Annotated in this window: 8 protein-coding genes; 4 read left to right on the top strand and 4 right to left on the bottom strand. The window is 53.4% G+C overall.

The window, feature by feature from the left end; translation table 11 throughout:
* The first annotated feature begins 102 nt into the window (after positions 1–102).
* The gene (speA, locus tag HOV93_RS21085) at positions 103–2,007 is read left to right on the top strand and encodes a biosynthetic arginine decarboxylase (protein ID WP_207398528.1); all 1,905 of its coding nucleotides are present in this window, start codon (positions 103–105) and stop codon (positions 2,005–2,007) included.
* Positions 2,008–2,017: 10 nt separating this feature from the next.
* On the opposite strand, the gene HOV93_RS21080 is transcribed toward speA, so the two are convergent.
* Positions 2,018–6,250 carry a c-type cytochrome gene (locus tag HOV93_RS21080; protein WP_207398527.1) on the bottom strand — a complete coding sequence of 1,411 codons (4,233 nt, stop codon included), beginning with the start codon at positions 6,248–6,250 and terminating at the stop codon, positions 2,018–2,020.
* Positions 6,251–6,626: 376 nt separating this feature from the next.
* Here HOV93_RS21080 and HOV93_RS21075 point away from each other — a divergent pair, with 376 nt between their 5' ends.
* Both HOV93_RS21075 and HOV93_RS21070 read left to right on the top strand, forming a co-directional pair.
* Positions 6,627–7,850 (top strand): FAD-dependent oxidoreductase, encoded by a 1,224-nt coding sequence (locus HOV93_RS21075; RefSeq protein WP_207398526.1) that lies wholly within the window; start codon positions 6,627–6,629, stop codon positions 7,848–7,850.
* A gap of 7 nt (positions 7,851–7,857) precedes the next feature.
* Positions 7,858–8,634: an aldo/keto reductase gene (locus HOV93_RS21070; protein ID WP_207398525.1), complete on the top strand. Its 777-nt coding sequence runs from the start codon at positions 7,858–7,860 to the stop codon at positions 8,632–8,634.
* Here HOV93_RS21070 and HOV93_RS21065 read toward each other — a convergent pair.
* From HOV93_RS21065 to HOV93_RS21055, 3 genes are all read right to left on the bottom strand, one after another.
* The gene (locus HOV93_RS21065) at positions 8,631–9,584 is read right to left on the bottom strand and encodes a formylglycine-generating enzyme family protein (RefSeq protein WP_207398524.1); all 954 of its coding nucleotides are present in this window, start codon (positions 9,582–9,584) and stop codon (positions 8,631–8,633) included. The genes HOV93_RS21070 and HOV93_RS21065 overlap by 4 nt on opposite strands.
* 31 nt (positions 9,585–9,615) lie before the next feature.
* Complete coding sequence (locus tag HOV93_RS21060) at positions 9,616–10,449, bottom strand: rhomboid family intramembrane serine protease (protein WP_207398523.1); 834 nt, start codon at positions 10,447–10,449, stop codon at positions 9,616–9,618.
* Positions 10,450–10,734: 285 nt separating this feature from the next.
* Positions 10,735–12,222, bottom strand: a complete 1,488-nt coding sequence (locus HOV93_RS21055) for a hypothetical protein (protein WP_207398522.1) — start codon at positions 12,220–12,222, stop codon at positions 10,735–10,737.
* Between the two features lie 476 nt (positions 12,223–12,698).
* Between HOV93_RS21055 and HOV93_RS21050 the strand changes: the two genes are divergently transcribed.
* Positions 12,699–13,208: a MarR family winged helix-turn-helix transcriptional regulator gene (locus HOV93_RS21050; RefSeq protein ID WP_207398521.1), complete on the top strand. Its 510-nt coding sequence runs from the start codon at positions 12,699–12,701 to the stop codon at positions 13,206–13,208.
* Positions 13,209–13,219 lie beyond the last annotated feature (11 nt).

The following is a 13,219-nucleotide window of genomic DNA, read 5'->3' as shown; positions in this document are numbered from 1 at the left end:
CTTTCATCGCGGACGATTGCAACCGATAGGGAGAAACGTTTCTCCGAAGGTAGTCGACCTGCGTCCCAAAATTGTTCTGCACGCCCCAGGAGAGTGGAACTTATGCTGAAAGAGAATGGCAACCGGTGGACCACCGCCGATTCTACCGATCTGTACGAAGTCGACCGGTGGGGAAAAAGCTATTTCAGCGTCAGTGACGAAGGGCACCTGCTGGTCCATCCTTCGAAGTCCTCCGACAAAGTGATCGACTTGAAGACCGTGGTCGATCGTCTCGAGGCGCGGGGGATAGCTTTGCCGATTCTGCTCCGTTTTAGCGAGATTCTGCAAAACCGCCTGCAGGAAATCAACAATGCTTTTACGACTGCCATTGCTGACTACGACTACAAAAATAAGTATTCGTGCATCTATCCGATCAAGGTGAACCAACAGCGGCACGTCGTCGAGGAAGTGCTCGACTACGGTCGTCCTTATGGGTTCGGGCTGGAAGCCGGCAGCAAGCCTGAGCTTCTGGCGGTCATCGCAATGACGGACGAAAACACGCCGATCATCTGCAATGGGTTCAAGGATGAAGAGTACATCGAGATTGCCATGTACGGTCAAAAGCTTGGCCGGACGATCATCCCTGTGGTCGAGAAGTACACGGAACTCGAGCTTATTCTCAAGACGGCAGCAGAAATAGGCGTTCGTCCCAAGATTGGCTTCCGCGTGAAGTTGGCTTCGCGAGGTAAAGGGCGTTGGTCGGCCAGTGGCGGCTATCACAGTAAGTTCGGCTTGACGGTTACGGAAGTCCTGCGGGCCTTGGACGAGCTCAAGTCGCGCGGCATGGAAGACTGCTTCAACTTGCTGCACTATCACCAGGGAAGCCAAGTCAGCAATATCCGCTATGTAAAAACGGCTTTGATCGAAGCGGCACGCATTTATGTCGACTTAGTCAAGCGTGGAGCTGGCCTGAAGTACTTGGATGTCGGCGGCGGTTTGGGGGTCGACTACGACGGTTCGCAAACCGATTTCCATTCCAGCATGAATTACACGTTGGACGAGTATGCTCGCGATGTGGTCTCTCATGTTCAGTCGATCTGCAACGAAGCAGGGGTTGCTCATCCGCACTTGTTGTCGGAAAGTGGCCGCGCCGTGGTTGCCTTCCACAGTGTGTTGGTCTTCGGCACGCTGGGGGTGGCCGAACAGGGGTTGGGTGAGTTAAAGCAGGAATTTGACGAGAATACGCCGACCCCACTGCGTGAGTTAAAAGAGGCCTACGGTTCGGTAGGTCCGCGAACGGTGCTGGAAAGCTTCCATGATGCTCAGATGGCGTTGGATATGGCCTTGTCGATGTTTGGCAACGGCAATCTGAGTCTCGAGCAGCGTAGCGAAGCGGAAACGTTGTATTGGAATCTCTGCTTCAAGATTCGCGGGCTCATCAGCGAGCTCGATCACGTGCCGGAGGAATTCGAAGGCCTCGATCGCATGCTCTGCGATACGTACTTCTGCAATTTCTCGCTGTTTCAATCATTGCCAGATAACTGGGCGATCAGCCAGTTGTTTCCCATTATGCCGATCCATCGGCTCAATGAAGAGCCACAGCGGCATGCTGTGATTGGTGATATTACCTGTGATAGCGACGGAAAGATTGATCAGTTCATCGATCGCCGTCACGTTAAGCGAACGCTGCAACTGCATCGCTATGACGGTCAGCCGTATTACATGGGAGCGTTTCTAGTCGGAGCCTACCAGGAAGTGTTGGGCGACCTGCACAACTTGTTTGGCGATACCAACGCGGTCCACGTCGAGCTCGACGACCAAGGCGAGCCTTCTTTCACGCACATCATTAAAGGTGATACGGTGCAAGAGGTGCTGCACTACATGCAGTTCAACGAAGAAGAGTTGACCCGGCAAATGCAACGCAGCGTCGAGCTATCGATCAAGAAGGGGGCCATCGAAGCCAAGGAAGCAGGCACGATCATGAAGTTCTATGAATCGGGCCTGCGTGGTTACACTTACTTGGAATAGAAAGCGATCGCTATTGAGCTTTCAGCTTTCGTAACGTGTAGTGGGCTTCCTTCGGCCACAGCGTCCCTTGATCGCCGGCGATTTCATCATCGAGGAAGATTTCGTAGACGAACCCTTCCCGAAGTGGAGCTTCCAGCGTAAGAACCGCTTCCAGCCGGTCAGGCGAAACGTCGACTTTCATAACACTTTCCAGTCGGCGCTGTTTGTCACTGCCGCCGTAGGCCGGTGTGGAAACGCGGGTATAAGAGGCCACCGTATAGTTGGTTGGCAAACCACCTCGCGTTGCGTCGATCTGATCGGTAAAGCGAACCTTGAAGCCGGTTGGCGTCGCCTTAACCTCGTCGATTCCAAGCGGAAGATGAACCGACTTGGGACGCATCTTAGTGAATGAACCAATGTTGTTCCCACCACCCCAACCGGCGTCGCGAAGGTTACCGATATAGACGTCTCCGTCTGGGGCAACGGCGCAACTGATCGGACCGAGAAGTCCTTTCTCGACATCTTTAGGTGGGTCGAGGGTCATGGGATAAACGGCCCCCTGGATAGTGTCCCCGACCTGCTCTAGGCTCATCCGAACCAATCGACGGGTGTCGTATTCGCAGCCGATCAGGTCACCTTCCCACGGTCCGAATAGGTCGTAGCCTAGTCGCTCGCGTTCTGGCTTGGGGGTCTCTAGGAAGCAGATGCCATTTACGCTACGTGTCCAAGGGTGGGGGATGGCCAGGGAAGGAGGTGTCTCCGGCGGATTAAAGCCGGGCTTTCGATCAATGGTATTGATGAAGCCATATCGCTGCCCCGGTACGACATGATTCAGCTCGTTGAACGGATTGAAGTTCCCTTGATTATCGGTCACATACAGTTCTCCCCGTTGGTTTCGAGCAATACCCATCGGGAAACGATGACCGGCGGTAAGCTCTTCCAGGCGAAATGTTTGTTTTGCTGGATCATGCGTATCGGGAATCACTTTCAGCACGGTCCCGCGCAGTGCGGCGGCCTCGGCCGAGCGATTGTCTTGTTGACAAGGAATGGCCAGGTAATAGTTGCCATCTTCATCCTGTGGTAAGCCGACCGCCCAGTCGTGATAGTCATCGGTATGACCCCAGCCATGGGCAAGGTTGGTAACCTTTTCGACGACGCCGTCTTCGTCCTGATCCCACAAGCGAAGCAAGGCGTACTTGTTGACGACATCGACATAGTTGTCGTAGGCCTTGAGGCCGTAAGGGGCCGCGTATTCGTCACCGAATTGCGAGTAGGTGTCTTCGAGTCCATCGCCGTCGGTATCGATCAGTTTCCACAATCGTCCTTTGAGGGAAGCGGCAATCATGGCTCCATTCGGCTGCCAATCCATAGCGATGGGCATCATTTCGGTGGAGATAGGAAGACGCGTTGCGGACCATCCCGGAACGATGTCGAGCGCGACGGCATTCGACTTGCGAACCGGTATCGGAGGTTGCTCGGCAAGCGTTTCACCAGGCAGGTCAAGCCGAACCGTCAGGTCGATCACGCGATTCTCGCCAGGACTCAGCCTAATAGTTGCGTCGTCACCGAAAGTTATGTTGGGTTGTTTCTTAATGTCGAAGGAAATGTTACCGGCATCGTAACGTTGGGTCGGCTGGTCGTCGGTGGAAGCCCTGTCGCGCAGGAGCGAACCAGCGAGCGTTTCGCTGGGGAGTTGAAGGACAATGCTTGCCCCTTCCGGAACGCCCTGAAACTGCATCGACCGACGAAAGCCATTGATCGGCTGGCCCTCTTCCGACCAAAGGGGCTGCCACGTTTCCAAGACCTCGATGTCGTACTCGTCGGGGCCTTGAACGAAATGCAACTTATGGGACCAACTCAGAGAATCGTCTTGGTACTGAATCTCGTTAAATCGCGTGATAAATTGTCCGTCACGTGTTGGTCGAGATGGTGAATCGGACTTGTCGGTGAAAAGACGAATCTCCGGTTGTTGCTGCATGTTACTGAGTAGGCCCCGGGCACCGATCTCCCAGTGCCAAGTCTTGCCTTCACTGCGTTGCCGAGCCACATCGCCGATCCACCATTGAAGCAGCTTTCCGGTTTCTAGGTCGTATAGCAAATTGTTGCGGTTGGGCAGGCCAACTAAGAATGGCTTGATCAAAACATCCTTATCGCCCAGCTTGATGACATCGGTCAGCACGATTGGCCGCGAAGTTTTTGATCGCGTTCCGTTAAGTCTGACAATACGAACAGGATCGGGTTTGGGGGGAGTGAATTCAGGCGTATTGAGCACCTTCCAGACGGCGGCGAGTTGGGTGTCAACTTCGTTATTTAAGACGCCCTGGACCGGTATTTTTACGCTAGGCATCTCCATGCGTGGAACGATTCTCGCTGGATCGTGAACCCAACGGTAAAACCATGGTTCGCGAATTCGCTTGCCCAGCATCGACAGGTCAGGCCCTTTCGCATTGAGTGGTGCCTTGGGCGGGATCATTTTGCCCACTTGATGGCAACTCGTGCAGCCAAAGCCGTCGGTGGTCACCAGCCGTGATCCTGCGACGGTAGCGGCCAGGCTTTCCAATTCCGGGATTTCAAGCGTGGATGGGGCATTTTCCGGAATTCGGTCCTGCGACACGAAATAGTCGACTAGTGCTTGCTGCTCATCTGCCGAAAGTTGGAACTTGGGCATTTGCACTTTGAGCCAGGGGCGATGGTTGCCTTCGCTTCGCTGAATAGCCGCTAAGAGAGCTTCGTCGTGCAATTTATCGCCGACACTGTTGAGCGAAGGCGGAACCATCGCTGGCAGTTGCGATGCCAGGTTCTTATGAGCATCGGCAATCTCCTTGGCCGTCTCGCCCAGGCCTAAGTTCGTTCCACGAGGATGGCAGGCGAAGCAGTTGTTCTTCGCCAGGACCCAGGCTGCGTCCGATGTATCTGACTTCTCATGTTTAGCCCGGGCGACTTCGCGAATATAAGTCTTGATGGCTTCCTGGTTCTCTGCTGATAGGCGATAGCCGGGCTGCCCCTTTTGAGGCTTGGGCTGATCCATGCAGCCTGCTTGCCACAAACTGCCGGGTGTCAGGGCAGTAAGCATCGGGCGGCTGCTGTTTTTTGCATCGCCTGGAAGCGTATGACAAGTATTACAGCGATTGGCAGCAACAATCTCGCGCCCTTGCTCTACCAATAGTTCATTGAATTCTCGTACAGGCGTCTTGGCAATTGACTTGTCTTCGGTGAGCGTGGTGAGATAGGCCGTAATGTCGTCGCGCTGCTTGGCATTCAATTCATAGATCGGCATCCGGTGATCTGCGTTCAGTTTGGCTGGGTCCTTAAGCCAGGCGGCAAAGTAATTTTTCGGACGCTTCGCGGCGATATTGGTCAGTTCAGGCCCACCCATGACACTGGCACTACCGAGTTCTCCGATCTTGTGGCAGGCTGTGCATCCCAAGGTAAGCACCAAGTTTTGACCGCTGGCCGCCGAACCCTTGACCGGCAAGTCTTTCGCTTTTGCTCTTGGCTTCGATTCTGACAATAGATACTCAGCAACGGCTTTTACGTCGTCGTTTGACAGATTGAAGTGGGGCATTCTACGCAGCGCATCCGTTTCCTGACCCTCGCTTTGAAGCCACGTCTGTAGCCAGGCTTCGGAGATATTACCGTCCAACTGCGATAAGGAAGGGCCCTTTTCGGCAGGCGGTTGTTGTTGGATCTCGTGACAGGATGTGCAGCGATGGCCAGCGATGAGTTCTCGCCCGCGATCAAATGGTTGTTCGATTGTTTTGTCGATATCGTGGTAGAAGTACTCCGCAGAGATTGGCTCCAGAGGGAAATCGGGGCCTGCCCAAAACAGACGAAGTTCGGCGGTCGGTTGTGTCTTTGCGAAATCGATTTGAAGGGGATGCCAGTCGAACTTCATCGGCAATGGCTTGCCAGATACCCATTGGGGCGTTTGCGTGTTGGCTTCCAGGACAACCTCGCCTTCTAGCTGAATTCGGACCTTGCCGCAAACGTAGGCGTAGAGCGTGTAGTTGCCTGAGGTGCGGCTCAGCAGAAGTCCATCCCAGCGGGCGCTGAATTTGCCGTCGCTGACTCGGACATCCGGCGACTTACGCTGCCAGTCGAACGAGATCGTCGGGTCGATGCGTACGCAGTGCGAGCCATCGCTGCCTTGGATCGTGCTGATCAGGCCAGTGCGAAAATCTTCTTCAAACTGAGCTAGCAGTGGGCTGGCCAGAACAAAAGAAAGTGAAATGGCGATCGTGAACGCATATGCAAAATGACGCATTCGCTGAATCCTGAGAAGGTCGGAGGCGGAGGGGGCAGGCTGATTTTATGATCGTATGAGTCCTGGGCGAAAACACCTTAGATTCCCTAGATATAACGAGGAATCATGGGGGAATCAATGATGGTCTTGACGTGAGGTCGCCTAATTCGACGGGATCGACGCAGTCGCAGAGGATCCCCGTAATTAATAACTTACCGATAGCAGAGAAAAAGGCGAACTATAACATAAGTATACTTAAAGGTTTGAGCAGCATGATGCTAATTGATTCGGGGGAACTTCCTGGCGTATCGGGCCAGCACTGATATTGCCTCATTCGGTCCAATACTCCTACACTTAGTTTGCCAAGGAATCGGATCGAACAGGGGGGACAGGGAAGATGGAAAAAGTTCACGTTAACGCATTGATTATCGGAGGCGGGGCCACAGGGCTTTGGCTACTCGATCAACTGCGTCGCGAGGGCCGATCTGCTCTGTTGGTCGAATCGAAGTCGCTGGGAACAGGACAAACGGTTGCTGCCCAAGGCATTCTGCATAGTGGTTTAAAATATTCGCTCCAAGGGTTGTTGACCGCTTCGGCTCGTGAAGCACGAGAAATGCCTGCGATTTGGCGAAAATGTCTTGCAGGAGATTCGCTGCCCAATCTGTCGCAAACCAAGATACGCTCGCAGGCGTTTTATCTTTGGGGGACTAATTCGGCATCGTCTAAACTCGGGATGTGGGGAGCCCGGCTAGGGCTTCAAGTAACTCCCCAGGCCGTAAGCCCACATAATGCCCCTGACCTGCTCAAGGGGTGTTCCGGTTCTATCTTTAGTGTTGCTGAGCAAGTCATCTCGTGTGAGTCCCTGCTGGCAGACTTGGCCGATACTAACCAGAAACAAATCGTTCAGGTCGCTGCGAATCAGGGGACTGACATTCGCCTTGATGCGGATGGAAGTGTTCGATCGGTTGTTCTAAATGCCCCAGACGGCAGGCAGGTAGAAGTAATCGCCGATTGGAATGTTTTTGCTGCTGGCAAAGGAAATGCTGCCCTGCGTGGTTCTGCTGGTCTTGATCCGCGAAAACAACAAACACGCCCTCTTCACATGGTGATGCTTCGGGGCGGACTTCAGGAGTTTTACGGCCATTGCGTCGACGGTGCAGCAACTCGCGTGTCGATCACTTCGGCCAAGCGGTACAACGGAGAAATCGTTTGGCAGGTTGGTGGTAAGATTGCCGAGGACGGCGTCGACATGGATCGTGCTGCTTTGATTGCTCAGACGCGAGCAGAACTTCTTGAAACGATGCCTGGTATCTCACTGGAAGACGCGTGGTGGGCCACGTATCGCGTGGATCGTGCTGAAGGAATCACGATGACCGGCGGACGTCCCGATTCGTTCCGAATTGAAAAAGAAGGGAACGTGCTCACGGCTTGGCCAACGAAGTTAGTGCTTGTTCCGCAGTTGGTTCAAGGCCTCTCCGCTGCCGTTCTTGCCTCGCCTGCTCGCAGTAGCGGAGAACTAGAGAAACTAGCATCTTGGCCTCGCCCGGCGGTGGCGAAAGCACCCTGGGATCACGAGCAATTATGGACCTCTCTGTCCCTCTCTCAGACGGCAGCGGCCTAGCATCGATATGCTGAAAAGACCTTTAGGAAAAACAGGCTTACGGCTTGGGCCAATCGGATTTGGTGCCTTTAAGATCGGCCGCAACGCGAAGATCAAGTACCCTCGTCCGTATGATCTACCCAGCGATGAGGAAGTCGCTTGCCTGTTAGACGGGCTAATCGACCTGGGGATCGATCACTTCGATACGGCTCCATCTTACGGAATAAGTCAGCAGCGGCTTGGCAATTGGCTAGGACGACGCGACGTGCCAGTTGTCGTTTCGACCAAAGTGGGCGAGTTATTCGAGAATGGCAACTCGCGATATGCTTTCGATGAGGATTCGATCCGAACAAGCGTAGCAAATAGCTTACGGCTCTTGCGTCGCGATGTGGTCGACATCGTGCTGATTCATACGCCCGCCGAAGATATGGAAGTACTTAAAGAAACGTCTGTGGTTGAGACGCTTCAAGCATTGAAAGATGCCGGTGATATCCGAGCGATTGGGCTTTCGGGCAAGACACCGGAAGCCGCAGTGATGGCATTGGACTGGGCAGATCTCTTGATGGTCGAGTTCAATGCGGAAGACAGGTCTCATGTCGGCGTCATCGAGGAGGCCGCACGTCGTGAGGTGGGTGTCCTGGTGAAAAAAGGGCTCGCCTCGGGGCATCTTCCTGCGGACCAGGCCATACCGCCAGTGCTGAACCAGCCAGGCGTGACGAGCCTAGTCGTAGGAGGGCTCAACCTGAAGCATATGGCCGACAATCTACGCATTGCGGAGTCTATCTTGTCGCCAGAGTCGATCTAACGCGAACGCTCGTTATCAGTCACGCAGCGGAAGCCGGTGAAATTCGTGCTGGTTTCAGGTGTGAGTTTTCCACGGTACCACATTGCCGCTTCGCTTACGCCTGTCTGGTCGGAGCTTAGCCAACTTCCACCGCGCGTGACACGCATCTCACCACCGTTGGGGCCAGTGGGTTCGACATCGCCTATTAGAGTGTAGCTGTCCTCGGCGTAATGGCTTGAAGTCCATTCCGCGACATTTCCGGCCAAGTCGAATATATCGTGCTCGGCGGCAGGGAAGGTAGCTACGGGAGCGATCCCGTGGTAATTGTCGAGCGTTTGGTCGTGTAAGGGGAATTCACCTTGCCAGAGGTTCGCTAAATGATGGGGTTCCAATTCCGAATCCCTCGCCCATGGAAAGTCTCCGTTTGATGACTGCCCACGAGCGGCCGCTTCCCACTGAAATTCAGTGGGTAGGCGTTTGCCTGCCCACTTCGCGTAGGCATTTGCGTCGTACCACGAAACATGAATGACCGGAACTGTTTCCTTGCCGAGAATGGAAGAATCGGGACCGTCCGGCTGTTGCCAGTTTGCACCCTCTTGGCGGACAAATTGCCGGGAAGTCTTATCGAAGCACAGGCTGTGCCCTTTTCGTTCGGCGTCGGTTTGATAACCGGTTGCCTGAACGAACTCGTTAAACATCGCGTTGGTTACCTCGGTGCGATCGATCTGAAAAGGCTTCAGCTTGATGCGTCGAGCGGGGCGGGTATCGCGTGGTCCGGCATCGTTCCCAATTAGATACGTTCCGCCTGGGATTAAGACCTGATCCGAGGAGTTATCTGTGGATTCAATCGACAGCGAAGGAGGCTTTGAAACGGCTGGTCGACCGTAAGTGAAGTAGATAGCTACCCCGGCGACGAGGCAGACCAAGCCTAGAGCGAAAAGGTATTTCGTGTTGTTAAGCCCAGCAGGCATCCGTGCTCCAAGGGACTTTAGCGGACTCGCGTCAGCTAAGTTTTTGCCGCATTCTACGGCTATAAGCTTCCAGCTTCTTGCGTTCTGACTCGCTAATGGAATCCATCCCAGATTGATTCACCTTTTCCAGGATGCGTTCGGCTTCTTCGTCCGAGTCGTTGTAGGGATCGAAATCTTCTTCCTCTGTGTGAATCCGCAGTTTCGGACGCGACCGTAGCGACCATTTCGGGAGCGCCAACTTGCTAGGGATGAATTTACCCAGGTTGATGCCACTGAAGAAATAGGCAATCCCGAAGCCAATCCCTGCGAGATGTGCCGAGTAGGCGACGCTTTCGTCTTGTCCAAAGATGTTGGAAAGCAGGATCAGAACACCAACAACCCAAGCAGGCACTGGAATGAGGAAGCCCAAGTAGACCGTCATCTTTGGATATAGGCAGATAAAAAGGGCCATGATCGTCGAGATCGCCCCAGACGCACCCACCATGCGAAGGGATTCACCGTTAGGCATCATCGGGATCTGGCCGCCAAAGGCAGCCAATGTCGCTGCGTTCCAAATAACTCCGCAGAGAACGATGCTGATGAGGTAGATCTTCAGGAATTCTGCTTTCCCATAGCGATCTTCCACAAACCGACCGAACATCCAGAGAACAAACATATTGCCCAGAATGTGCCAAATCGTGTCAGTATCGTGTAGGAAACCGTAGGTCAGGTATTGATACCACAGAAGTGGGTTATAAAGCGTATCGATGTGGGCCCCGAAGTATCGCCCCAGGTCAAGCTGAAGCAGCCAGTCAACAAGGAAAACTCCCACGTTGACGTAGAGCAGCAACATCGTGGCAGACTGCCCTCCCATCGAGAAGGACATTTGTCCGTCGTTTTCGCGATAATATTCCCGATCGTAGAGGCCCATTTCCCAACCAAAACAAAGTTTCGAGGTAGCGCACGCATAGCGATGGCAATGCGTCTATTCAAACTATCCTAGGTGCGCCAAAGAGAAAAGTGCAGTGCGGCTTCTCGTGGATGGATTTGGCCAGAAGCTGCAAAGTCCTACAGATTGATAGCTTAACGCAATTTTCAGTCCCGTGTGAAACGGACTGAAGTTGTTAATTAAGGGACTCGACAGCAGGTTGCTAGTGAGGGACTGGCGAATTTAGAAGGCCAGCGTAAGCGAATCTGGATCGGCCTTGTCTAGTTCTTCCTGCCCAAGCTTACGTAAAACGGCATCGCTGGCACGCTGCAGTTCTTCGACCAGTGTTTGATTGGTGCGATATAGGCGACTGTTGACCTTCAAGGTTTCGGTCAGGAAGTTGAGCAGCTTTTGCTTGTACTCGGCGATCTGTTCCTGCTCGTAAACAATCTTTTCCTTGTCGGTCTGAAGCTTGGACTTTTCCTGCTCTCGGTAGGCAATGACATCTTTGGCAATGCCTTCGGCTTCGGTCAGCATTTTAATGTCTTCGTTCAACGTATAGGCCATGTCACGCATGTCTTCGACTTGCGACTTATACGCATGGAACTGAAAGGCAAAGTCATTGAGCGGTCGGATGTAGATCTTCTCGTCCACAGTAACAATTCCTTGGTCGACGAGTGACTTACCAGGATCGCGAGAGGTCGACAGGACGATTTGGTCTCCCTTGCTGAACTTTGTCGACTCGCCTTGTTTGAGGAAGGTCGCAACCGCCAAACCAGAGGCAGGTTCAAATTCCTGGGTAATGCCAGCAGTGTCTGTCTGGGCATCGACCGAGACTTCATAATCTTGTTGGAAGGTGACCTTGCTCATCACAGCAAGTTCTGGGTCATCGGTTCCGGCTGTCTCGCCGTTGCGCTGGATGCTGGTAAGCACCTCGTCCTGCATCGGCTGAGGGAGCCCCATGCGTGAGCATGCTTTGCGAATAAGTGAGGCCAACTGGGCGTCGTCCATGTCGTCAAAGACTTCATGATCATCGACCGGCATCTTGTCGTACAACATCCACTGATTAGGCAAATTCAAGGTTTGTTGCTGGGCCCGGTCCAATTTCGTCGTCGATTCGACAGTCATGTTCTGGTTTTGAATAGTACGTACGACAAATTCGCCAATGAAATAAGCGGGCACGGTCAGCGTAGGATCTTCGGGGTGATCCATCTGACCAAATGCGTAAACGATGTCGTCGGGAGCCAGAGATCGCTGCATGGACGCAGCAGGAGCAGCACCGCCACCGGGATTGTTCGCGGCTGGTGATTGGACCGGCGGGAGCGTCAAACCAACCTGATTGTTGTTGATGGCACCTCGCGTCACGTCTCTCCACAGACGACCACGGTCGTACATGAGTCGCTCGAGTTCTGCTTTGGCGCCGGCCAGGCTATCAATCGGGCTGTCGACCGATTCCAATCGCCCTGATTGTGTATTGATGGTTCGGCCTGATTTCAGCAACTCGACCTGGGAAACCGCTTGATTCAGTTCCTTGTCTTTCTGCTCTGCCAGTTTCTTCCAACTCGATTCAGTGCGCAGCACGGCGGCCGCCAAAACTAAATAAGCGAAGGCTGCTCCGAACGTTAGGAATAGACCCAACACATGCAGAACATTCCAGTTGGCCGCGTTCAGGTACGAGAAGATCCCGAACAGCAGAACGAGCACGGCAATGACAATGTAAAAAACGGTCATGTGGGCTTAGGTTCTGGGAGTTGACGATCGTGACAGGGGACAGAAAAGGAAATGATTGGATCTGTTTTGCGTGCTGACCACCGGTTCTTGGAATCGTAAGTCCTGACCAGTTCGCGTAAATCCATCCGTGTATTGTACTTCAGACCCAGGACTTTTCACGGAAATTGCCATGGCATTCCAGAGAAAAGACTCTGAGATCATAAACTGGGATATTTGGGCAGTCAAATAACTTCAATTGAGGGGTTTGTCTTTAACTCTTATGACACCACAGGTTATGTCAATTTACTGATCTTGGGTTGTCGCTATAAGCCGCAAAATCGTTCAAGTCCGAACGATTTTTAACCGAAACCTTATCGATAGCGGAACGTTCTTCCCCGGGATGGTTCGCTACCGAATGTTTTTTCGCGTCGACGGATCTACCGATTTTAACGGATTGATTGCCGTGGGCGTCCCCGCTGAACTCAGGGAAGTTTCCCATGGCAAACTCGGAGCGAACATCGCCACACGTGGCGATTGAATTGATTCGCATGGCTATCGAAATGGCATCGTGCGAGAAAACGATGCGGGCTGCGATCGCGGAAGTGGTCTCACCGTTTTCTCTGTCCGAAAACGCCTTTTTCGTATTAGTGTTGTGCCAACAAAACCTGGACCAGCCACTACCGCAGTCCAAGTTGGCCCAGGCAGTGGGACTTTCTCCGGCTCAGCTGAGCAATCTGGTTGAACAGCTTCGGCTAGATGGGTGGATAGAAGCGAGTCGCGATGTCCGTGATCGGCGGCGTCAGTTTTGGACGCTCACCGATGAGGGTAATCGGAGGCTCGAAAATATCCTTCCTCGATTCCACGAAGCTTGGCAATTCGATCAGCTTCCCGTCGATCCGCGAACTCTGCTGGAAGGATTTCGGCAATTGGTCGCGTTGCTTGGTGACTCACTGAGCACCCAAGCATTGGCATCGTCGGTTTCCCCAATCAAATCCCACGCCGCATAGGGAGATGGGTT

Source organism: Bremerella alba, from assembly GCF_013618625.1.
GTDB lineage: Bacteria > Planctomycetota > Planctomycetia > Pirellulales > Pirellulaceae > Bremerella > Bremerella alba.
Note: the sequence above shows the minus strand (reverse complement) of the source record. Positions and strands in the feature narration are given on the sequence as shown.